This is a genomic window from Ihubacter massiliensis (assembly GCF_024125305.1).
Classification (GTDB): domain Bacteria; phylum Bacillota; class Clostridia; order Peptostreptococcales; family Anaerovoracaceae; genus Hominibacterium; species Hominibacterium faecale.
In genome coordinates this window covers 866193-890076 of sequence record NZ_JAMXVH010000001.1, presented here as the reverse complement: position 1 = coordinate 890076, position 23884 = coordinate 866193, and the positions used below count along the sequence as shown (strand labels likewise).

23 protein-coding genes are annotated in these 23884 nt (G+C 46.4%); 21 read left to right on the top strand and 2 right to left on the bottom strand.

Annotated features, from left to right (window positions below; genetic code table 11):
* Positions 1-188: 188 nt before the first annotated feature.
* The 8 genes from NIA71_RS04035 (at position 189) to NIA71_RS04000 (ending at position 9394) form a co-directional block, all read left to right on the top strand.
* A complete protein-coding gene (locus NIA71_RS04035) occupies positions 189-2729 on the top strand; it encodes a hybrid sensor histidine kinase/response regulator (protein ID WP_253019721.1) in 2541 nt (846 codons plus the stop codon).
* Positions 2716-4593: an extracellular solute-binding protein gene (locus NIA71_RS04030; RefSeq protein WP_148395306.1), complete on the top strand. Its 1878-nt coding sequence runs from the start codon at positions 2716-2718 to the stop codon at positions 4591-4593. The genes NIA71_RS04035 and NIA71_RS04030 overlap by 14 nt, the downstream gene beginning before the upstream one ends.
* Before the next feature lie 132 nt (positions 4594-4725).
* Positions 4726-6672 carry a GGDEF domain-containing protein gene (locus NIA71_RS04025; RefSeq protein WP_253019720.1) on the top strand — a complete coding sequence of 649 codons (1947 nt, stop codon included), beginning with the start codon at positions 4726-4728 and terminating at the stop codon, positions 6670-6672.
* Positions 6659-6991, top strand: a complete 333-nt coding sequence (locus tag NIA71_RS04020) for a GNAT family N-acetyltransferase (protein ID WP_227755109.1) — start codon at positions 6659-6661, stop codon at positions 6989-6991. The genes NIA71_RS04025 and NIA71_RS04020 overlap by 14 nt, the downstream gene beginning before the upstream one ends.
* Positions 6992-7040: 49 nt before the next feature.
* Positions 7041-7589 (top strand): GNAT family N-acetyltransferase, encoded by a 549-nt coding sequence (locus tag NIA71_RS04015; RefSeq protein ID WP_227755110.1) that lies wholly within the window; start codon positions 7041-7043, stop codon positions 7587-7589.
* A gap of 187 nt (positions 7590-7776) precedes the next feature.
* Positions 7777-8337, top strand: coding sequence for a YdeI/OmpD-associated family protein (locus NIA71_RS04010; RefSeq protein WP_253019719.1), 561 nt, complete (start codon positions 7777-7779; stop codon positions 8335-8337).
* 15 nt (positions 8338-8352) lie between these two features.
* Positions 8353-8994 carry a CatA-like O-acetyltransferase gene (locus NIA71_RS04005; protein ID WP_227755112.1) on the top strand — a complete coding sequence of 214 codons (642 nt, stop codon included), beginning with the start codon at positions 8353-8355 and terminating at the stop codon, positions 8992-8994.
* Between the two features lie 139 nt (positions 8995-9133).
* A complete protein-coding gene (locus NIA71_RS04000; protein WP_148395300.1) occupies positions 9134-9394 on the top strand; it encodes a DUF3795 domain-containing protein in 261 nt (86 codons plus the stop codon).
* Positions 9395-9523: 129 nt separating this feature from the next.
* Here NIA71_RS04000 and NIA71_RS03995 read toward each other — a convergent pair whose 3' ends face one another.
* Positions 9524-9964, bottom strand: coding sequence for a MerR family transcriptional regulator (locus NIA71_RS03995; protein ID WP_148395299.1), 441 nt, complete (start codon positions 9962-9964; stop codon positions 9524-9526).
* A 124-nt stretch (positions 9965-10088) separates the two neighbouring features.
* On the opposite strand from NIA71_RS03995, the gene NIA71_RS03990 reads away from it, so the two are divergent.
* From NIA71_RS03990 to NIA71_RS03930, 13 genes are all read left to right on the top strand, one after another.
* Positions 10089-10631: a flavodoxin family protein gene (locus NIA71_RS03990; protein WP_227755113.1), complete on the top strand. Its 543-nt coding sequence runs from the start codon at positions 10089-10091 to the stop codon at positions 10629-10631.
* Between the two features lie 15 nt (positions 10632-10646).
* A complete protein-coding gene (locus NIA71_RS03985) occupies positions 10647-11621 on the top strand; it encodes an alpha/beta hydrolase (RefSeq protein WP_253019718.1) in 975 nt (324 codons plus the stop codon).
* Between the two features lie 13 nt (positions 11622-11634).
* Entirely contained in the window at positions 11635-12120 is a 486-nt protein-coding gene (locus NIA71_RS03980; RefSeq protein WP_253019717.1) for a cupin domain-containing protein, read from the top strand.
* Between the two features lie 4 nt (positions 12121-12124).
* Positions 12125-12607, top strand: coding sequence for a flavodoxin (locus NIA71_RS03975; protein ID WP_148395295.1), 483 nt, complete (start codon positions 12125-12127; stop codon positions 12605-12607).
* Between the two features lie 106 nt (positions 12608-12713).
* Entirely contained in the window at positions 12714-13502 is a 789-nt protein-coding gene (locus NIA71_RS03970) for a helix-turn-helix transcriptional regulator (RefSeq protein WP_227755115.1), read from the top strand.
* 247 nt (positions 13503-13749) lie between these two features.
* A complete protein-coding gene (locus tag NIA71_RS03965; protein ID WP_253019716.1) occupies positions 13750-14160 on the top strand; it encodes a nuclear transport factor 2 family protein in 411 nt (136 codons plus the stop codon).
* Between the two features lie 46 nt (positions 14161-14206).
* Positions 14207-15334 carry an alpha/beta hydrolase family protein gene (locus NIA71_RS03960; RefSeq protein WP_148395292.1) on the top strand — a complete coding sequence of 376 codons (1128 nt, stop codon included), beginning with the start codon at positions 14207-14209 and terminating at the stop codon, positions 15332-15334.
* 24 nt (positions 15335-15358) lie between these two features.
* Positions 15359-16603 carry an MFS transporter gene (locus NIA71_RS03955; RefSeq protein ID WP_148395291.1) on the top strand — a complete coding sequence of 415 codons (1245 nt, stop codon included), beginning with the start codon at positions 15359-15361 and terminating at the stop codon, positions 16601-16603.
* Positions 16604-17121: 518 nt separating this feature from the next.
* The gene (locus NIA71_RS03950; protein ID WP_253019715.1) at positions 17122-17967 is read left to right on the top strand and encodes a helix-turn-helix domain-containing protein; all 846 of its coding nucleotides are present in this window, start codon (positions 17122-17124) and stop codon (positions 17965-17967) included.
* On the top strand, positions 17964-18869 hold the full coding sequence (locus NIA71_RS03945) for a DMT family transporter (RefSeq protein ID WP_253019714.1): 906 nt from the start codon (positions 17964-17966) through the stop codon (positions 18867-18869). The genes NIA71_RS03950 and NIA71_RS03945 overlap by 4 nt, the downstream gene beginning before the upstream one ends.
* Before the next feature lie 34 nt (positions 18870-18903).
* Entirely contained in the window at positions 18904-19482 is a 579-nt protein-coding gene (locus NIA71_RS03940) for a methyltransferase family protein (RefSeq protein ID WP_148395289.1), read from the top strand.
* Positions 19483-19523: 41 nt separating this feature from the next.
* Positions 19524-20519 (top strand): DUF4003 family protein, encoded by a 996-nt coding sequence (locus tag NIA71_RS03935; RefSeq protein WP_253019713.1) that lies wholly within the window; start codon positions 19524-19526, stop codon positions 20517-20519.
* A gap of 311 nt (positions 20520-20830) precedes the next feature.
* The gene (locus NIA71_RS03930; RefSeq protein ID WP_148395287.1) at positions 20831-22039 is read left to right on the top strand and encodes an MFS transporter; all 1209 of its coding nucleotides are present in this window, start codon (positions 20831-20833) and stop codon (positions 22037-22039) included.
* A gap of 83 nt (positions 22040-22122) precedes the next feature.
* Here the strand turns inward: NIA71_RS03930 and ilvD are convergent, their stop codons facing one another.
* Positions 22123-23796, bottom strand: coding sequence for a dihydroxy-acid dehydratase (gene ilvD, locus NIA71_RS03925; protein WP_253019712.1), 1674 nt, complete (start codon positions 23794-23796; stop codon positions 22123-22125).
* Positions 23797-23884 lie beyond the last annotated feature (88 nt).

Genomic DNA, 23884 nt, shown 5'->3' with positions numbered 1-23884 from the left:
TGCTGCAAGAGGGTCCGCCGGATAAAAACGGCAGGCTCATTTTGCTTGCGATTAAAAGAGAAAAGGGCAGCGTCCCAATAGGAAATTGCAGTTGATTTTCCGGTCCTGATCCATTACAATAGTTCTGTATGGGTACCAAGGCTGCAAAAGATCAAAAGAAGATCGTATAAAAGATGGGACACGGATCAATGAAAAACTATTTTATGAAGTTTTGGAAAAAAATACTTGTGATAGGTTTCGGCTTAATTGTAGCCGTCACGCTTATCTTTAATTCTATGCTGATTCGCCAGACGACATATGAGGAAGGTTCTCAGTATTTGGATGAATTGTCGGGGCAGATTGCTTCATCCATCGAAAAGCAGTCTCGCGACCACTGGAATATGCTCGATATGTTTTACCGGTATTTTTTGGACTCTCCCGGCGATAATTGGACGGCCTTGGGCAGCTATATTCAGGAAAAGAAAGCGGATTTTGGATTTGATTCCTTATGCCTGGTGGATGAGAACGCAATGTATTACGACAGGAAACAATCCTTTTCGCTGCTATCAAGCAAAGAAGTTACTGCAAAACTGCTTACGGACAGGCAGCCAATTATCCTTGACAACATGCTTTCTACAGAAGGCAGTTTGATATTTTTTATACCGATCGATAAACAAAACATTAACGGCAAAAACATTTGCGCATTGGGCGTGTCCTACAACAGCAAAAACCTCTTCGATATGCTCAATATCCAGGCTTATAACGGAGAAGTCATGATGTACATTATCCACCAGGATGGTGTCGCCCTTTTCCGCTCCGGCCAGGAAGAAGTCATCCCCGGCTATAATATGATAAACAGCCTGGAAGAGGCTGAATTCAAGCGCGGCTCCCTTGATGATCTCCGAAGTCATATACGGAGCGGCGAGCAGGAACTGATGACGGTTGATTTAAGAGATACGGAATATTACATAAACCATACGCCGGTGGGCGTGGACGACTGGCAGCTGGTTACCATGGTGCCTGTCGATGTGGTCAGCGGACGTTTGATGCACTCTTCGATGATTACTTTTCTGTGTATGTTTCTGATCGGCGCCCTGATTGTGGTCGCCTTTATCCTGCTGTATTCGGATTCGGCCAGAAAAGTGCTGAGAGCAGAAGAGGCTGCGCGCAAGGCCGCCGAAAGCGCCAATCGATCCAAAAGCCAGTTCCTTTCCAATATGTCCCATGACATACGGACACCGATGAATGCCATCATCGGGATGACAAAGATCGCGCAGGACCATATCGGGGAATCGGATAAAGTGGAGGACTGCCTGAAAAAGATAGATTTGTCCGGCCGCCTGCTGGTGGGGCTGATCAATGATATTCTGGACATGTCCAAGATTGAGAGCGGCAAAATGGTTCTCAATAACGATACGGCCTCGCTGGTGGATCTGATGCAGAATCTGGTAAGCATTACTCAGCCGACCGTTCACCGTAAAAAGCAGGTATTTAATATCCGATTACATAGTATCCGCCATGAGAATTTGATTTTTGATTCTCTGCGCATGAACCAGGTGATGATCAATTTATTGGGAAACGCCGTAAAATTCACACCGGAGGGAGGCAGCATCAGTCTGGATGTGATAGAAGAGCCTGCAAAGGATGAAACCTTTGCCCACTTTATTTTTAAAGTGGCGGATACAGGAATCGGAATGTCCGGCGAATTCCAGAAGAATCTGTTCACGCTATTTACCAGAGAACGGGACAGCAGGGTCGATAAAATCGAGGGCAGCGGCCTGGGGCTTGCCATTACAAAGATGATCGTGACCATGATGGGCGGTTTTATTACCGTCCATAGTGAACCGGGCAAGGGGAGCGTATTTACTGTGGAGGTGGATATTCCCATTGACGGTGCGCCGGAGGAGATGAAGCTGCCGGCTATCCGCGTATTGGTGGCCGATGATGATCCGGAAACCTGCCGCTCCGCGGCCGGCTATCTGGAGGAGCTGGGAGCGAAGGCGGATATTGCTTATGGGGGCAGGGATGCAGTCAACATGACTGCGGAGGCTGCTGAGAACGGAAACGATTATCAAATGATTTTTTTGGATTGGCGTATGCCGGATCTGGAAGGAACCAATACGGCAAAGGCAATTCGGGAGATTGTGGGAGAAGAGGTCCCAATTCTGATTATCAGCGCCTATGACTGGTCCGGCATAGAAGTGGAGGCTGGTGAAACGGGAATTAACGGGTTTATCCAAAAACCCTTCTTTAAATCAACGCTCTACCATAATATCCAAAAATATTACCTCCATTGCGACTGGGAGCAGCCGATGCAAATCCTGGATCAGGAGGTTTTATCGGGTAAAAAACTGTTGCTGGTCGATGATAATGATATAAACCTGGAGATTGCCCAGGAGATTTTGTCAAGCGCAGGCGCGGCGGTGGATGCGGCCCATGACGGACAGGAAGCTGTGGAGCGCTTTGAACATTCGCCGTTCGGTTTTTATGATATGATTTTCATGGACATACAAATGCCTGTCATGAACGGGTATGAGGCAACAAAATCCATCCGGCAGATGGAACGGGCAGATGCAGGCCAAGTGCTGATTTTCGCAATGACAGCCGATGCATTCTCTGATGATATCGCGCTGGCGAAAAAGGTGGGAATGAACGCCCATTTTGCCAAACCATTGGATTTAACCGTTATGATGAAAGAGATCCGGAAATTGGTCTCAGAAAACGAGGTGAGGCAGAATGAAGAAGTTTAAAAAAGGGCTTGCCGTAGTTTCGTGCCTGGCGGCCATACTGGGAATACTGGTGGGATGTTCGTCCCAGGAGGCTGGGGCGGATGAAGCTTTGCTGGGGCTCTCAAAGTCCGATGAAGATAAGCTGACCATAACCATAACATGCAATTCCAAGCTGGACCATTTTGCAGCGTCCGTGGAGGAGCGGTTTGATGATATCAGGCTGGTACAGGACTGTTATACGGGACAGTATCGGATCAGCGAACATATTGCCCGCATGGAGAATAATGATTTTGGAGACATCGTAATGGTGAAAGCAGGCCATATTCCCAAAATTGATATGTCCGATCAGTTGATCGATTTGTCCACTCAGAAATTCCCTATTAAAATTAACAGCAATGCCTTCCAAGCGGATGAAGACGGCCATATATACCTGATTCCGGGGCCGCTAAGCTTTAATTGCAATATATATAACAAGACGCTGTTTGAAAAGAACAACTGGGAAGTCCCCACAAACTATGAAGAGCTGTTAGCTTTAAGCAGGAAGATCGATAAGACCGGGATTCGGGGATTTCGAAACAGTTATTTTGATTCTGCTTCGCAGAGCTACACGCTTTACCAATACTGTGTATTTTCCGCACTGGATACCCTGACGCAGGTAAGCGGGCAAATATGGCATAATCAGCTCATGGCGGGGGAAAAAGTTTCGCTGGCGCCAATGGAAACTGCTTTTGAGGATATGCAGCGTATGATGGATATTGGGGCCGTCCGGGCGGAGGACATAGAGGTTCCGTTCAGCGCCAATCTGGAGGCGCTGGTCCGCCGGCAGGTGGCCATCGGCAGCGGGGAGATCGACCACATAAAGATACTCAATGAAAGCAGCAAGGATGAATTCTGCTTTATGCCCCATTTCAGCATGACGGATGGCCAGGGCTGGCTTCTGAACTTGGGTTTCTATTTTGGAGCGAACAAAGAACTGAAGCAGCCGGGAAACGAAAAAAAATTCAAGGCTGTGATGAAAATTATGGATTTTATCGCCTCTGAGGAGGGACAGAAGCTCCTAGTCGAGGATGGGCTGGGTATGATGCCCGCCACCATTAACGGTGAGATCCCTGACGATCCGGTATTTGAGCAGATACGCACGCAGATCGAAAGCGGACGCTATATCATGCGGCCCACCTATGATATGTTTTCGTCTGTATTGGAAAACGATATTGGGGCCTTCATCCGAGGAGAGGTGGACAGCAAAGAAATTTTGGATAAATGCAGTTCGATTTTAGAGCAGGGAGCCCCGTCCGTTCCGGCATTAGGCGAGGCGGAGGCGGATTTTTCTGTCTTGCAGACCGGCTGTTTGAAAGCAGATGCTTTGCGTACTGCCACAGATGCGGATGTTGCCCTGATCGGTGTATCGGAGGTGAACGGTTATGACCCGGTAGGGGGGACGGGCACAAAGCTATACAAAGGAGCTGTCACGGAAGATGACATAACCCGTGTCGCCAAACCTCGGACGGATACACCGCTAAAGGGTATGAGCATTTCGGTGACAGGGAACGAACTTTTGTCGCTGCTGGAATATGGAGCAACGTCGGAAAAAGAACAGCAGGATGGCCAAGTCAGCCGGTTTCATCCCTTTGCCGTATCTGGCCTGAAGGTTACTTATCATTTGGATAATGAGGAGGGGGGCAGGGTTGCTGATGTGACCATGGAGGACGGCAGCAAATTGCAGTCGGACGCCCTGTATACCATCTCCTATATCAAGGGAACATTCCCAGAAGGAAAATTTGATGGGAAAGAAAGCGGTGTTACGATGACAGACGCTTTGAGGAATTATATCGTAACAAAAAAGAAAGTTTCTCCAGATAAAAATCGAATTTGGTTAAAATCTTGAGAAGGGGAAGCTCGACCTATGAGGCTGTCGCTGCATGCGGCAGCTTTCTTCTTGTGCTCTTTCGTTATATTCTATAGCCATAGGCTAAGGTCCATGATACAATAAACTTATATTGCTCTGGGGAGGCTCACCATGAAAAAAGCCATTACGCTTCGACTATGCATCGTTATCGTGGTCAGCATGGCCGCGACGGCGGTTTTAAGCTATTATATCCAAATCAAATCTGCAAGAGAAGCGATGGAAACCAACGCGGAACTCAGGATCAACCAGGTTAAGGAGATTTTGGAGAAGAACAGTGCGGAGATTGAGAAATTGAAGCAAAATTTAGAAGAGGATTATTTTGTTCGGGCAAAAGCTGCGGCCTATATCATACAGAATCAGCCGGAAGTAATCGATGATCTAAAGGAGCTTAGAAAAATCGCATCTTTGTTGCAGGTGGATGAACTGCATCTTTTTGATACAAAGGGAAAGCTGTTTTCCGGCTCAGTTCCCAAGTATTATAACTATACCTTTGAATCCGGGGAGCAAATGAAATTCTTTCTCCCCATGCTGAAAGATAAATCCATGCAGCTTTGCCAGGAAGTGACGCCCAATACTGCTGAAAACAAACTGATGCAGTATATCGCCGTGTGGCGTGAGGACCAGAAAGGGATCGTTCAGATTGGAATGGAACCGATCCGCCTTCTGGAGGCCATGAAAAAGAATGAATTATCCCATATCTTTGATTTGATGACAACAGAGGACGGCATCACGATTTTTGCTGTGGATTTAGATACAGGCAAAATTTCAGGTTCTACTGATAAGCAGCTGCTGAATAAAAAGGCAGCAGACCTCGGCCTGGATGTGAGCGCTCCTGAATTGGGAAAAGAGCGGCAGAGCGGGAAGATCACCTTTGGCGGAAAGGATAATTACTGTGTCATGGAAGCAACGGACAACGTCTTAGTTTGTGTAAGCGGCACGCATGAAAAAATCTATGAAAATGTCCCGTCCAATATGGCGCTGATTATTTTCAGCCTGGCTCTCCTTGCCATCGTGGTGATTCTTTTGCTCCTTAGGATATTGGATAATATGATTATTAACGGAATCTACGGTATCATTGCCGGAACGAAAAAAATCGCGGCCGGAGATTTGGATTACCGGGTGGAGATCGATCATTCTCCTGAATTTGCCATGTTAAGCAGTAATTTAAACCATATGGTCGAGAGCCTTCTTGAGACTACCAGCAAGCTTTCTTTGGTATTCCAGAGTGTCGATATTCCGGTTGCTGTCTACGAATATAATCAGGACATGGAACGGGTTTTGGCCACGAGCAAAATCGGGGAGATCCTGCTGATGCCAGAAGAGGAGCTTCGCCAAATCCTGTCCAGCAGGAAACGCTTTGCTGAAAAAATTGCCGAGATCTGCACCCATCCCTATGAACTGGAGAAAGATGTTTATCTCATTGACCAGGACGAAGGGCGCAAACATTATGTAAAAATAAAGTTTTACCAAGAGGAAAGAAAAACGCTGGGAATCGTTGTGGATATGACAGCAGAAATCATAGAAAAACGGAAGATCGAGCGAGAACGGGATGTGGATTTGCTCACCGGGTTGTATACCCGCAGGGCTTTCTTCAGCAAGTTTGACGCATTGCTGCAGGAACCGGAAGAACTGAAAACAGCAATGGTTTTGATGGCGGATTTGGATAACTTAAAATATACCAACGATCATTGGGGGCATGATTACGGCGACAAGATGCTAAAGGCCGCTGCGGATCTGCTCCAGGGCTGCGATTGCCCCCATAATTTGGCGGCCAGATTAAGCGGGGATGAGTTTGTGCTGGTAATCTACGGCGCCAAATCCCAGCAGGAGATAGAGGACTGCCTGGACTGCCTATACAGCCATATGAAAAAGTCAGATCTTGTGATGCCTGATGGAGAGCATGTGGCAGTGAGTCTCTCCGGCGGATATTTGTATTATCCCGAGCATACCGGCACCAGTCAGGAACTGTTAAAGCTGGCAGACAAAGCGATGTATAAGGTAAAGAAAAGTACGAAAGGGAAGTTTGGCAGATATCGGGCTGAGGATGATAAAATATAATCGGATTTTTACGGAAATCCCAATCTGTAAGAACATTAGACTTTTTTTCAATGATGACGAAAGACATTGGGATATTTCCTATAATCTTGGCAAGAACTTTTGGGGAAATGGGTATGTGACTGAAGCTATGCGTGCAGTAATTAAATATGCGGCTGAAGTAATGAAAATAAAAGAGATCAGTACGGCGTATGCTGTAGAAAATCAGGCTTCTGGCCGTGTTCTTCAAAAACTAGGGTTTCGATTTGTAAAAGAAATACCTTATGAATGTAATGGGGGAGATATCATTACGACAGGAAGATACTGCAGATATAAGATGTAGATTTCATATTACGATTATGTAAATCCCGGCTTGCTAAGGAGAATTTGATATGCAAGGTACAGTTAAGTTGGAAACGGAAAGGCTAATATTGCGGAAGCATGTGTTTGAGGATGCGCAGATGCTGTATCGGTGTTTTGGCAGTGACGAAAAAATGTATGAATATTCCGGTTGGAACCCATATGCGACAGAAGAAACGGCCCAGGAAACAATACAGCATTTTTTAGATGGTTACAGCAATGCATATTTTTATGGATGGGCGATCGAATATGAAGGCCGGCTGGTCGGAACAATCGGCGCTTATGACTATGATCAGAAAGAAAATAGCATTGAAATTGGTATGAGCATCGTCCGCAGCCGCTGGGGCAAAGGATTTGCAACTGAGGCGTTACGACGGGTCCTTGCTTATTTGACAGAAGATGAGGGAATATCCACGGTCACAGCCTGGTGTGCAGAAAACAATATTGGTTCAACACGGGCAATGGAGAAAGTGGGTATGGTTCAGACAAGCCTTGAAAACGACGCACTGACGATAAATGGGAAACGATTTGGAAAGCTAAATTATTCTTATATGAATCATGGACTGCCACCGAGAATTTGATATGCACACGCTCATCGATTGTATGAAGAAGCAAGATTTTCAAATCAGCCATACACGATCCGGTTATTCAAATGGTGAATGTGTGATTGGGAAACGGTAAATGTGGTTTCACGAAGTAGGATCTTAGGGAAGGTTCATTGGGCGGATATGGTGGGCCGGCAAGATGAACAGAGTCAGGAGAAGTAAGATGAATGAGATAATGGAGTTTTCCACAAGAGAGGAGTTTCGGGAGTGGCTGGTTGAGAACTGTCTGTCCAAGTCCGGTGTCTGGCTGCTTTTCGGCAAGGCGGGCGGGCCGAAAACGATCAAGGCGGGCGAAGCGCTGGAGGAAGCCCTCTGCTTTGGCTGGATCGACGGGCAAATGCAGCGCATTGACGAGAAAACTTACAAAAAGTATTTTTCTATGCGCAGAAAAAACAGCAAATGGTCGGAGAAAAACAAAGCCCTGGTTGAAAAGTTGGAACAACAGGGTCTTATGACGGATTATGGGCGGGCTCAGATAGAAGAAGCCAAGAAAAACGGCCAATGGAATGCTCCCAAAAATCCGGAGGTGACCGAAGATATGATCGATTCTTTGGCTGCGCTGCTGAAGCAATATGATCCCGCTTATACCAATTTCCTGTCCATGTCCTTGTCGGTAAAGAAAACCTATACGCGGGCATATTTTGACGCAAAGACAGATGCGGGGCGCGAAAAGCGTCTTGCCTGGATGGTGGACCGGCTGAACAAGAATTTAAAGCCAATGTGAATCAGGAGAATGGATATGGAAAGTAAATATACAAAAGTTGATTTGAATGAATGGAGCAGGGGGAGCCTGTTTAAAAGCTATATTGATCATATGCGTATTGTCATGAGCTTAACGGTTGATATCGATGTATCCAATTTAATCGGATTTTCGAAGAAAAACAGCTTGAAGTTTTACCCCTCAATGATTTGGGTCGTTTCAAAAATTGTCAACGGGCATGATGAATTTAAGTATGGCTGGGACAGGGACGGTGATTTGATCAAGTGGGAATCTATTTCTCCATCCTACGTTGATTTTCACAAAGAAGATGAGAATTTCACAAAATTTATTACGGAGTTTTCGGATGATTTATTTGAATTTCATTCACAATGCATGGCCGATATGGAGCAGCATAAACACCAGCGTTCTTTTGTAGAAAATCAGCCTTTAAACTTTTTCGACGTATCCTGTCTGCCATGGGTAAAATACAGACATTTCGATGTCCATGTTTTTGACGAAGGCAAATTTCTTGCGCCAGTAATAACCTGGGGTAAATATGAAATAGAACACGGCAGCTATATGATGCCGGTCACTATGAATATTCATCACGCGGTTGCAGACGGTTTTCATTTGTCTCGATTTTTTATCGAAGTGCAGGAACTGATCGATTCTTTAAACTAATAATGAGGCAAAGAGCATTTATGCTGTATCATTCGCACCAGAAAAAAACACCCGGGCGTCGCATTAGTTATAAGGAACATGACACACAGTTGTCGTGTTCCTTATACTATGATTGAGACAAAAACGGAGGATTATATTTATGGTTGAATCAAGATGCGGCATCCTGTGCAGTGAGTGTAGTTATAAAGAGCAGATGGGATGTGAAGGCTGCGTACATATCGACAAACCGTTCTGGGGCGACAAGTGTCCTGTCAAAGGCTGCTGCGAGGCCAGGGATTACCATCACTGCGGGCAGTGCGGCGAGTTCCCCTGCGCTTTGCTGAATCAGTTTGCCTATGACGAAAAGCAAGGTGACGATGGCAAGCGCATCCAGCAATGCAAGCGCTGGGCAGGGAAATGATTTTCATATGGGGGATGGTGTGAAAGAAGCCCAATGGGGCCAGCGTTCGATACGATTTTACGATTTGGATGGCCTATGATCGAAGTTGAGTTCATAACTTTTATGGCTGCGTGACGCTGGGCAGCCGCATCACTCCTCATGGGCATGATAATAGGCATCCCGTATTTCCTCCGGCATCTGCTCCGGTGTCATTTCATGGAGGCGGTCTTCATTGCCGTCCTTAATGGCCTCTTCATAATACCAGCACTTAAAACGAATCATATCCAACACCTTTTCCATTCGGTGGATCTCCTGCTCCACAGCCTCTTTTTGTTTCAGAAAAAGATCGCGCCTCTGGGCATAGGTGCTACTTCCCTCCGAACACCACTCCATAAACTGCTTAATATCCTTGATTTCCATCCCGGATTTTTTCAAACATTCGATGACCCGAAGAGCTTCGATTTCCCGTTCATCAAATTGGCGGATACCGGAAGCTCTTTTCATTTGGGGAAACAGCCCTTCTTTGTCATAATAGCGCAGGGTGGAGATTGGCAGCTGAAACATTTCGGACACTTTGCCAATGGAATACATAAAAAATTTCCTTCCTTTCAAAAAAAGTTCAAAAAACATCTTGACCTAAAGTCAGGTTTAGGTATTACCATAAGCATAACACATTACCATAAAAAGATCAATCTGATTGTAAGGAGGTTTTTCTATGATCAAGAACATTCTCGTTATCAGCACCAGCCTGAGGAATCAAAGCAATTCGGAACTGCTGGCGGATTCCTTTATAGAAGGTGCGAAGGAAGCTGGCCATGCTGTAGAAAAAATATCACTGAAGGATAAAAACATCGGTTTCTGCAAAGGCTGCCTGGCCTGCCAGGAGCAGGGCAAGTGCGTGATTGAGGACGATGCCATTGAAATTGCGGAGAAAATGAAGCGGGCGGATGTGATCGTCTACGCGACACCGATTTACTATTATGAAATGAGCGGGCAGATGAAGACGCTGCTCGATCGAGCCAACTCGCTCTATCCATCGGACTATGCTTTCCGCGACATTTACCTCCTTTCTTCCGCAGCCGAAGAGGAAGAGGGGGTAGATGAGAGAGCGATCCACGGACTGGAGGGCTGGATTGCATGCTATGAAAAGGCTAATCTGGCGGGTACGGTGTTCGCTGGAGGCGTGGATGATGCCGGTTCAATAGAAGGACATTCGTCACTGAGAAAAGCTTATGCTATGGGCAAATCGATCAAATAGAGGAGGATTTAAAAAATGGAAGAAAAATTAAATTTAGTAGAAGTTTGGGATAAGACATTTACAAAAAGCGACAAGGTGAACCACCGAAAAGTCACCTTTCATAACCGTTATGGCATTACTTTGGCGGCTGATTTCTATGAGCCGGCCGGGGCCGAAGGAAAGCTGCCTGCAATCGCAGTAAGCGGGCCCTTTGGAGCAGTAAAAGAACAGGCCTCCGGACTCTATGCACAGACGATGGCAGAAAGAGGCTTTTTAACGATTGCATTTGATCCGTCCTTTACCGGGGAGAGCGGCGGAAGTCCAAGATATGTGGCTTCGCCGGATATCAACACGGAGGATTTTCAGGCGGCGGTGGATTTTCTGTCCGTGCAGGACAATGTGGATCCTGAAAAAATCGGCATCATCGGTATCTGCGGATGGGGAGGCATGGCGTTAAACGCCGCAGCCATTGATACCAGAATCAAAGCGACGGTTGCTTCCACCATGTACGATATGAGCCGGGTAAACGCAAAGGGTTACTTTGATTCGGAAGACAGTGAGGAAGAACGGCACGAAAAACGAAAAGCCCTGAACGCCCAGAGAACCATCGATTACAAGAAAAACAGCTATGAGCGGGCAGGCGGCGTTGTAGATCCATTACCGGAAGATGCGCCGTTCTTTGTCAAAGACTACCACGCCTATTACAAGACCAGCCGGGGTTATCACCAGCGGTCGCTGAATTCCAATGACGGGTGGAACACAACCTCAGCCTTGTCCTTTTTAAACATGCCGATCCTCCAGTATAGCAGTGAGATTCGCAGCGCCGTATTGCTGGTTCACGGAGAAAAAGCCCATTCCTGCTACTTTAGTAAGGATGTCTTTGAGCAATTAAAGGGTGATCATAAAGAATTGTTGATCATTCCGGGTGCAGTTCATACGGATTTATATGATCAGGTCGATATCATACCTTTTGATAAGCTGGCGGAATTCTTTCGGGAAAACTTGAAATAGGGGGATGAAGAAAATGGAAAAACAGACAGCAGGCAGCGATGCCTTTCGCGCGGGTAAAGGCGTGCATGCTGAAGTCTCAGGTACAGAGGAACACGGCGGTTTCTTCGGCCAGGGGGAACCCAATACGGCATTCGCCCAGTACTTTATCGGAAACAGCTATCTGAAACCCTTGACCGATCCCAAGGAGACGGTTTTTGTCGCCAATGTGACTTTTGAGCCGGGCTGCCGGAACAATTGGCATATCCATCATGCCAAAGCAGGCGGCGGGCAGCTGCTCATCTGTGTGGACGGCGAAGGCTGGTACCAGGAGGAAGGCAAAGCGGCGCAGAGCTTAAAGCCGGGTGACGTTGTGACCATACCGGCGGGAGTGAAACACTGGCATGGAGCTAAAGCTGATAGCTGGTTCAGCCATTTGGCAGTGGAATGTCCCGGAGAAGAGACTTCAAATGAGTGGCTGGAACCAGTAACAGATGAATATTACAGGAAATTGGAGGAATAAGAAAATGAAAAACGTTTTAGTTGCATATTTTTCTGCAAGCGGTGTGACCGCAAAGGCCGCAGAGACCTTGGCTGCGGCAGCAGGCGCGGATCTGCATGAAATCAAGCCAACAGTTCCATATACCCAGGCCGATTTGGACTGGATGGATAAGAAAAGCCGCAGCACCATGGAAATGAAAGAACCGGCATCACGCCCGGAAATATCAAACCGGGTAGAGAACATGGATGCCTACGATGTTGTTTTCCTGGGATTTCCCATCTGGTGGTACGTGGCTCCCAAGATCATTAATACCTTTCTCGAAACCTACGATTTTTCAGGCAAAACGATTGTTTTGTTCGCCACATCAGGCGGCAGCGGCTTTGGAAAGACTATGCAAAAGCTAAAAGACAGCGTGTCAAAAGATACCGTGATCAAGGAAGGCCGGCTTCTCAATGGAAGGGTGCGGGAGGAAGACTTGAAGGCGTGGATTGACGGACTAAACTTATAAGAAAAAACTCCATAAGGTCAGGAACTCATGATATAATCAAATGATAAGACGGATAAGCCTCAGCTGGGTGCTTGAATCTTAAACTTCTATATTAGGAGGGCAAGTCATGATTCCTGATCATATCTGGATGAAACTAAATGAAATATCGGTACAAATTTCAAAGCTTTCCGCTTCTGAAGGGGATCGAAAGACGATCCTGCGATTAATCAGAAGTGTGATTCCTTATGATATTGGAGTCTTTACATTGGTTTGCCACCAAAAGGATGGTGAAAAGTGTTTTGTAAACCGAGTGATAGAATCAGACTTTTCACGTGAAAAAGCTTCTCGCATGCTGGATATTATCAATGCACAAGGAAGATCGGACTATCTCAGCTGGATGGCCTATGAAAAGGAGCCCTGCTGTATAGATGAAAAAGAGATGCTTAGTACGGCTATAAAAACGACCAACACATATTATAGCAACGTAATGAAGAAATATGATGTTACGGAAGCATATAATTTTTCTATATGCGGTAATGAAATGTGTTTGGGGATTATCTCATTGCTTAGAACAGGAGCAGCGACCACATTTTCCGAAGAGGAAGTACGGATGATAAAGGTGTTTCAGCCGCATATGGGGAGCATGCTGCTGAAATCATATGTGGAGGAGGCTCATTATTTTGCCACAAAACGACAAGAGCGCTTCAAAACAAAATATGATTTTACAGAACGTGAAATGATCTTACTGGATCATGTGAAGGAAGGGAAAGAAAATAAAGAAATTGCGCAGATTTTGCACGTATCTGAAAATACAGTAAAGCGACATTTCAATAGCATATTAAGTAAAACAGACACAAAAAACAAATATCAGCTTTTAAAGCTTATGATTGATGAAAAGATGATTGATGAAGAATAAACAGTTATAAAAAGAATTTGAGGAGCCGTCGCACCAATGATCGGAGAAACAAGCCGGTCTGGTGCGATGGCTCTTTTTATTATTGCTGAAAACGACAAGATGATACCAGAGTGCTATACCTTTGAAATAAAGATACTGCAGCATAAAGATATATAGACTGTGGTTTCTTGTTTAGCATGCAGTTTAACAATAAAATAAACACGAAAGAGAGGATATCGGTAATGATAAATTTTGGAAAGGAGAAGAAATGAACAGGGCAATCGAAAAGGAGAAACAGATCATCAATGATGTTGTCGAAAAAGCGTATGATGTGTTGGCTTTTCCTCCGGGAGGCATGCCCAAATGGGATGTGTTTATGAGTTTGTTCTATGAATCCGCACAGCTGTCGCTGCGCGTGTTTCCGCAGGACAAAGAGATTTCGCTGTTGACATTGGTGGAATATACAAAGGCGCAGATGGGCAATCATTTGCAGGAAGAAGGCTATTCAGAAAGCCCGGTTTCCAACGATATTGAAGTCATCGGCGACATCGCCTGGGTGAGACAACACTTTATCATGAATTTCTCCAATGGAAGAAAAACACATGCAATGGATATTTTTCTTCTAGTAAAAAAAGATGATCGATGGAAAATTATCTCCGTTGCCAGCGATATGCTGTAGAAATGATTTATTAAAAGTCAATTTATAAAAATGAAGAGGTGAAAAAATGTTAAAGAAGTATAATCCATTTGTAAGGGGAAGCTATCCGGTAGGAGTAAAGTCAGATTGTTATACAGATGAAACAAGGGGCGTTGTGCTGAACGTTGAAATCTGGTACCCCGCGGCAGAAAAATACGCGGGCATGGATCTTGATCCAAAGACGAAGGACGTTTATCAGGAAGTATGGCTTGTGGAAGGGATGGACGAAGAATCAACAGCTTCGCAAGATGCGGTTCGTGATGCGGACGCAGCGCAGGGCAAGTATCCACTCGTTATTCTGGCCCACGGATGGGCTGGCCACAGAAGAGAGTCCACCTTTATCGGAACACACTTGGCAAGCTATGGATATGTTGTTATCTCCGCGGATTTTCCTGTAGGTACATTTGGTGAAGTGGATGCATTCTTTACTAAGCAGGAAACCATTCATGATTATAACGCGCTTGAAAAACATGTAACTGCAATTGGCGAAAGCAGATTCAGGGATATTCCTTTCTTAATCGATACGGTTATTGAAAAGGAAAGGAATATAGATATAGAAGCCGGTATTGGCATAACAGGCGCAAGCTATGGGGGATGGACATCCTTTATGGCGCCATCCATTGATCAAAGAGTAATCGCATCCGTACCAATGTGTCCGGGCATTCGCAGTGATTTTAAGTATGAGTCCGGCCCGCTGAACGTAATGCCGGAGATCGATTTTAGTAAGTATTCCGAAGATACAAAGACCTTGATTCTTTGTGCTGACAGAGACTGCATTATTCCATTACAGGTACAGCTGGAAAATCTAAAGCGTTTGGAGAATGAATATAGGATGGTTATCATGTTCAGAGCTGATCATAATCATTTTGTTGATGACATTGATGATGTCGGACAAGTCTGGTTGAAGGATTTCCTTGTAAGACTTGCAAACATTTTCCCTGACCCTGAAATGAATCTGAAATTGATGGCGGAAAGATGCTGCAGACCGGGCCAGCTGGTTGACGGAAACACTGCAAAAGAAGTGTGGCGAGGTCTGATTCTCGCACATATGGATCGAGTTTTGAAGAGAAATGCAGACGCGTCAGATTTCATCAGAGGCGATATTGATGCTGCCACTGAAACAATAGGAGCACATACATATACAATCAGTAAGTGAGCCGAAAGGAGTGTGAATCTCAAAATGTCTATCGATAAAAAAAGGTGGATCGTTTTACTGCTGCATATCATAATATTGCAGGCAATTCAGTTCCCATATTTTATTTCTGTACTCGCGGGACCTCTGAATGAAACAAGGAACTGGCCTGTTGTAACGTTGATGCTTGTTTTTACCGTTGCGATCTGGTGTTATTCTCCCGCCATGATTATTTGCAGCAAAATCAGCGAAAAAATTGGAGAAAGAAAACTCCTGATGGCCGTCGGCACATTATATGCGGGCTCTATTGTCGTCAGCGCTTTTGTAAAAAGCGCTGCGGCATTCATCGCCTTTGGCGGTGTTTTTGCGGGGTTCGGAATGATGGGGCTGATGATGGCGCAGTTATCCTCGATCGGAAAGTATTTCCCAGATAAAAGAGGACTTGCAATGGGCCTGTATTTTGGACCGGGAATCGCATTGTTTTCCTTTCTGATGATACCGGTTGCAAAGTGTATTAATTTGACGTCTGTAACGACGACGATCATAGGAATGGGAATTATCTTTGGCATTGTAATAGTAGGCGTGTCCTTTTTTACGAAAGACCCACCGAAAGGATATATCCCGGAGAAATGGGAGGAAGAAGGAAACCCTGTGGAATCCCTTTTGGCGGGTCCGGAATACAACTGGATCGAAATGATAAAGACGCCTGCATTTTATATGTTATTTGTAGCATTGCTTGGTCTGCAAGTTGGAGGGTACAGCATGACCGGCAATGTGTCTCTGATGGCGCAATCAGCATTGGGGGTTTCTGATACGCAGGGAGCTTTCTTTAGCATGTTGATCTTTATCGGAACTGGGATTGGCGGTCTGATATCCGGAATTCTCGTGGATAAAATTGGAGGCGGATCGACACTGCTGGCAATAAGCGCAGTATCGGCATTGGTACTGATCGTGTATCTGGTAATGGCGCAAGGCGTATACAGTATGTTCGCGGCCGTAACGTTGGTTCTGGGAGTTGGGCAGGGGGGATACGCAACCGTTCAGGCATCCGTCGTTATGAATGTCTTTGGGGTAAAGCATTATGGTACAAATCTGGGGATATTTGGAATAGCCATGATTATTTCAGCATTGATTGGCCCGACTTTGGCAGGCAGCGCAGTTGTAAATACCGTATTCATCGTAAGCATGCTTGTGAATATGATAGGCGCGGCAGCATCCCTGGCTTACATCAAATTTGAAAAACGTATTTTCCGAAAATTTGAATCTCAACGGAAACAGATTGAAAATGTTTGAGATGGAATAAAGTAAGACAGAAAGGATTTCAGAGTATATAATGTGCAGGTTATCAAAGAAGGCCGGATTCTCAATGGAAGAGTGGGAGAGGAAGACTTGAAGGCGTGGATTGAGGCTATATAATTCTGATCAGCGGGTAAGTTTATGCGTAAAAAACAAAAAATATATGCGGAATTTACGCATTTTTCAACGATTGAACCTCATTGAATCAGTCTCGGAGCAGGAAGCTCTCCATTTTTTCAATTTGAGACCCCGCTAACCCACAACTTTGCGTAAAAAATCAATATGATTTTAAAATTTTCCGCAATCCGGTTCCAGCAATTTTGGAACCGGATTGCTGCGTTTTAGACAAACATGCCGATAAGGCCCAATTTCGAATAGAAATTGAAAAAAAAATGAAAATACACTGCAAGAAATGATATACTATCCTATATGCTTCGGCAAAAGGAGCATATTTTACAAGAATTTGCTGTGTCTCCATGATACAATCCGGTTATCTAAAAAGAGGAGGTAACGGCATGCTATGTCATCAGGAACAACGTTTTGTATATTACGATAAAGATTTGAAGATAGAAGCATACAGGCTCAGCGGCAGCGTTCAAAAATTCCCCAACCATTTTCACGATTATTATGTAATCGGATTTATCGAGGGAGGCCGGAGAAAACTGTGGTGCAAGGGAAACGAATACTTGCTGGCGGCCGGTGATCTGGTTTTGTTCAATCCAAAGGACAGCCACCACTGCGCGCCGATTAACGAGGAATGCCTGGAATACCGAGCGCTTAATATCCCGGAAGAACGGATGAGGCAGGCTGCAATGGACATTACCGGCCGGAATCTGACGCCGCGTTTTGAACCAACCGCAGTCGTTCAATGCGAATTGAGCGGACAGGTTGACGCCCTTTACCAGGCCATTGTGGACGACCTGCCGAAAATGGAAAAGGAAGAACTGTTTTATCTCTTGATCGAGCAGATGTTAAAAGACTTTCTTTCCTGTCAGGCGGACAGAATACCGGAAGGCCCAAGTGAAGAAATTCAAAAGCTATGCGATTATATGGAGAAAAATTACAGCACCGCCATTACCCTGGATGAATTGGCGGATGTGGCCAAAATCAGCAAGTCCTATCTGGTGCGGTCCTTTACCCGGCAAGCAGGTGTATCGCCATACCGATATTTGCAATCGATCCGTATTCAGGAGGCGAAGAGGATGTTGGAAAGAGGCACATCACCGATTGAGGCAGCCGGACTTGCCGGATTTTCAGATCAAAGCCATTTTACCAACGCCTTTAAAGGCTTCATCGGGCTGACACCCAAACAATATCAAAATATATTCACCGAAAACAGGCAAGCAGGAGGCAAGCGATGACAGTTGATCCAGCGATGAAAGGCCATGGAGCAGCTTTGTTTACAATCCTTGTATGGGGAACGACCTTTATCTCGACAAAGATACTTTTAACGGATTTTACGCCCATCGAAATCTTGTTCTTCCGTTTTCTTCTGGGACTGGCCGCGTTGATCCTGGTGTATCCACGCAGACTTCGACTGACAGAACGCAAACAGGAAGTTACCTTTGCCCTTGCCGGACTATGCGGCGTCTGCCTGTATTATCTGCTGGAGAATATTGCGCTGACCTATACGATGGCCTCCAACGTAGGTGTCATATTGTCCGTGGCTCCCTTCTTCACAGGGATATTAACCCACCTCTTCATGAAAGGAGAGGAAAAGCTGAAAACCAGCTTTTTTATTGGCTTTGCGGCGGCGATGGCCGGAATCTGCCTCATCAGCTTTAATGGAAGCGCGCTTAAGCTCAATCCAATGGGAGATTTGCTGGCCGTGACCGCGGCGCTGGTGTGGGCGTTTTACTCCCTGCTGACCAAGAAAATCAGCAGCTACGGGTATCCCACCGTTCAGACCACCAGAAGAACCTTTATCTACGGACTGTTATTTATGGTGCCGGCCCTGTTGCTCTTTGATTTTCATGGAGAACTGTCCCGGCTTGCAAGCCCGGTATACCTGTTCAATATTCTCTTTCTGGGGCTGGGCGCTTCAGCAGTCTGTTTCGTAACCTGGAACTTTGCGGTCAAGACTGTGGGAGCTGTCAAAACCAGCATTTACATTTATATCTGTCCGGTTATCACGGTGGTTACCTCTGTGGTGGTGCTCCATGAAAAGATAACGGGATTAATGATACTGGGAATTCTTCTGACCCTGGCAGGACTGCTGATTTCAGAAGGGCGCATTGATATTAAGAAACATTCGGCGAGGTGAGAGCAAGACGCGGAGGAAAGGCGGATAAAAATCTATGATGGAACAATTACTGGCGGTTTTCGCATTGCTTTCCTTTTATGGAGTTTATTTTGGAAAGCTGTTTGCACAGAAAAAACAGGGCATTAAAACGAATCAGATCGCTAAAGGAAAAAAGGAAAAAAAACAATACCGAATAGAACGAATCATGGGGATTGCGACTTACGGCATTTTGTTCGTGCAGCTGCTTTCCATTGCCTTCGATTATAGCTGGCTGCCGCGGAACGCCAGGTTTACAGGATTTTTGTTGGCAATGCTGGGGGTTCTGCTCTTTGCCGTAACGGTTTGGTCGATGAAAGACAGCTGGAGAGCCGGCATTCCAGAAAAGGATAAAACCGAACTGATTACCGAAGGCGTTTATCAATACAGCCGCAACCCGGCTTTTTTAGGGTTCGACTTTATGTATACCGGAATTTTGCTAATGTTTTTTAATCCAGTGTTGCTGGTTTTTACCATATTTGCAGCGATTATGCTGCATTTGCAGATTTTACAGGAAGAACGATTTCTTGAGGGTGCCTTTGGCATCCCATATATGGAATACAAACAAAAAGTATTTCGTTATTTGGGAAGGCGATAGGTCTGGGAAATCGGATTATGAAACGAACAAAGGAGAAAACAATGAGAACGGAACTGAAAACATCCATCGACCAATTTGCCGAATACAGCAAAATCTACAAATCGGTTACCAAGTGGGACAGCACCATGATGGATAAGCTGTGCGCGCTCCAGTGCGTCTGCAGCGGCAGACAGGCGGATACGGAAAGGTACAAGGCATGCAGAACTTATATCAAGGAAAATGCAGGTTTTTTATCGACCATTAAAGGAGAAATGCTGCCTGTGGTCGCATGGCAGATGGCTGCCGAGGAGGAGCCGGAAGCCTTTTTCGCCAACATGCAGGAATGCTACCATACGCTTCGTGAAGCGGGATTTTCTGCGTGCAATCATTTAGTGGCGGCGGCTCTGCATATGGCGAGGATAACGGATGATTTTCCGGCTGCCGCGGCAAAAATGAAAATGCTGTATCGGGCGATGAAACAAATCCATCCCTTTGCCACTGGTCAAGACGATTATGTGACGGCGGCTATGCTGGCGGCTTCCGGGATTTCAGTGCCCGAATTCCAGCAGCGGATCAGCAGAATCGAAGAACTACTCCGCAATTGGATCGCCAGGGGAAACCAGCTTCAATCCATTGCCAATATTATCCTGCTTTTTAATGTGGATGATATTTCTTTGTGCGAACGGGCAATCAATATTCATCAGGCCTTTCGGGAAAAGGGATACAACTTCAAATCCCACGATATGACGGCTCTGCTGGCGCTGCTTTCCGTGTCCAGGCAGCCTGCCGATCTCCTGGCCGATGAGATCGTGGAAGCTTCTGATTATTTAAAGACGAAGAAGGGTTTCGGCTCTCTGTCTATGGAAAAATGTCAGCGGGCCATGATGGCTGCGGGCATCTATATTACAAATGAACTGGGAGACGGCGAAGAAAGCCGCATCAGCGGCACTGCACTTCAATCCATGGTGGTGGATTATCTGGTGGCCCTTCAGACTATGTGCATATGCTGCATCGTCACCGTAACGGCAGCGGCGTCCGCCAGCAGCGCCAGCTCCTAAAATTATGCTTGACAAATGGACATGACAATAGTATAGTTTTCTAAGCTAAAACAAAGGGAGGTGTATTGATGATTTATTCCATTCGTATTAAATAAGAAGCAATAAAAAATGAGAGACTCACGCCGGTGAGCTGATTTGCTGTACTTATTTTCGAATGGAACGATATCAATGCGATTCTTTTGCCCATAAATGTGCATCTATGGGTTCATATCGTCTATTTTTGTGCAGACAAAGTCCCGGTGGGAACTGTCTGCATTTTTTCTTGCCCAGCCGCTTTTTAAAAGCAATACAAGAAACAGACAGGAGGATATATGAACGAAATACAACCAATAAAATGGAAGAAGAAATTTTTTACGATCGCCATTGGACAGACTGTTTCACTGATTGGCAGCTCTGCTGTGCAGTTTGCCATGATCTGGTGGATGGCGATTGAAACGGACTCGCCGTTGATGATGTCATTGGCAGGCCTGGTGGCATTTTTGCCCCAGCTGATTTTGGGACCCTTTGCAGGTGTCTGGATTGACCGGCGCAAACGAAAAACAGTCGTAATTGCCGCCGATCTCTTTGTGGGACTGGTAGCTGCAGCATTTGCAATCGTATTTTTCATCGGCAGTCCGCCAATATGGTCGGTTTGCCTGGTGCTGGGTATCAGGGCGGTGGGCGGCGTTTTCCATACTCCAGCCATTCAGGCGCTGATCCCCATGCTGGTACCTTCGCAAGAGCTGATGAAGGCCAACGGCTGGAGCCAGTTCATGCAGTCGGGAGCATTCATGCTGGGGCCGGTATTCGGAGCATTTCTCTTCGGAGCATTTTCCATGCCGGTGATCCTGCTGACCGACCTTTTGGGGGCAGTGGTGGCATGTACAACTGTAGCCGTGATTAAAATCACCGAACCAAAATCAAACAGCTCGGAATATCCCAACTTCAAACGGGAATTTCAGGAAGGAATCGCGGTTTTTCGAGCAGACGCAAAACTGCTTCATCTGTTGATCAATGCAGCGATCAGTATGATCTTCTTTATGCCGCTTTCATCTCTTTATCCGCTTATGAGCAGCAGTTATTTCAAGGTAAATGCATTTCATGCGGGAATTGTGGAATTCCTCTATGCGGCGGGGATGATGGTATCGGCACTGGTCATTGGACAGTTCTTCCAAAAGACCAATCGGCTGCGGCTGGCGAGAATGGGGATTTTCTGGCTGGGAGCAGTAACCCTGCTTTGCGGCATTCTGCCGGCAAGCTACGGCTTCTTTTGGATTTTCGCGGGACTTTGCCTGATCATGGGCGCCTGTGGAAATGTCTATGGCCTTCCGGTCATGACCTATATGCAGGAAACTATAGACCCCAAATCTCTGGGGCGGGCCTTTTCTCTACTGGGAAGCGTCATGTCGCTGGCCATGCCCCTTGGGCTTCTCATCGCCGGGCCCTGCGCGGAAAAGCTGGGCGTCGCCTTTTGGTTTCTAGTCTCTGGGGTTGCGATCGTGGCAGTGACGGCAGTGATGGCACTCTATGACAGAAAATGAACAACAAGAAGCAAAGAAAAGACGGGGCACCGCATTCATACGGCATCCCCGTCTTTTGCTGTCAATCAAACCTGCGCCGTAAACTACCCAATAATCGCGCCTTCTGCAGCGGAAGAAACCATGCGGGCATAGGTGGACAGATATCCTTTCTTGAATTTGGGCTTTTTTGGAACCCAGGTCTTCAGGCGTTGCTTGATTTCCTCTTCACTGACCTTCAGTTCCAGCTTTCCACTGATACAGTCGATTTCAATGATATCTCCGTCCTGTACGATAGCCAGGGGTCCGCCGCTGGCGGCCTCCGGTGAAATATGTCCGACAAAACAGCCGTTGTTGGTTCCGGAAAAACGACCGTCGGTTATGAGAGCGGCGGTTTTAGCCAGCCCCATCCCATTGAGATATTTCATAGACTTATACATTTCCCGCATCCCCGGACCGCCTTTCGGGCCTTCGTAGCGGATTACGATAACCGTGCCTTCTTTAATGAAGCCGCTGAGGATTGCTCGATTGGCATCCTCTTCACAATCAAAGCATAGGGCCGTACCTGTGAATCTGCGGGCGGACGGATCGATGGCCCCTGGTTTTGTGACCGCGGTCATTGGCGCCAGATTTCCGCGCATAATCTGCAGGCCGCCTTGTTTTTCAAAGGGAGCATCCAAGGTCGTGATGCAGTCGGGATTTTTTTCATAGCGGTAAACATAAGCATTCAGATTTTCTGACAGTGGCCTGCCGGTTACGGTCATTGCTTGGCCATGGAGCAGAGGCAGGAGATTTTGCTGAATTCGCGGAACGCCGCCGGCAAGAAACAAATCGTTCATATCCGCATTACAGGCCGGATATACGCGGGCAATAACGGGTGTTTCCTTATTGTAGGCTTCAAAGGTTTCAAGGACATTCATGTCAAGCTCTGCTTCATAGGCGATGGCGGATAAATGCATGACTGCATTGGTTGATCCGCTGGTAGCCAGGCAAATCCGGACTGCATTTTCAACAGCATCGCGGGTAATGATGTTTCTCGCTGTGATCTCGTTTATCACCAGATTACAAATCGCCTCGCCCGTTTTCTGCGCCAGCCTCAGACGGTCGGGATGCACAGCCGGCGTCATAGCGCCGCCGGACAGGGCCATGCCAAGAGCCTCGCTCAGCGTACACATGGTATTGGCTGTTCCGTAAAAAGAACAGGAACCGCAGGAAGAACAATAGCCTTCTTCCAGTTTTTCAAAGGTTTCCCGGCTGATTTTTCCTGCGCGCAGAGCGCCCAGCCCCTCATCAATGGCAGTCATATCGGATTTGCGGCCGTGGAAGGTTACTTCGCCGCCCAGCATCGGTCCGCCAGGAAGATGGATGCAGGGAATATCCAGGCGAGCTGCCGCCATTAACATGCCCGGAACTATTTTGTCGCAGGAACCGAGGAGGACCAGCCCGGCCAAATTATGAGCCTGAGCCATTACTTCGATGCTGCCGGCGATCAGCTCCCGGGAGGGCAGAATGTAATGCATGCCTTCATGTCCTTGCCCCAACGCGTCGCAGCAGCCAATGGTTCCAAACTCAACAGCAGTCCCGCCGCCCCGATAGATTCCCTGCTTCACATAGTCAGAGACTTGCCGCAGGTTAAAGTGTCCTGGAACCAGCGTGCTCCAGGCATTGGCGATGCCGATAACCGGACGCTGCAAATCCTCGTCGCTGTACCCCATAGCCTTATAAACGCTGCGGTTAAGTGAAAATTCTTCCCGATTGTTTAAGATGTTTTTTCGATCCATAAATAAAGTCATCTCCTTTTAACAGTTCATATCGTGATTCGCATAAAAAAGCCCTGATGCCGATCCTTTACAGGTTTAGACTGCAATG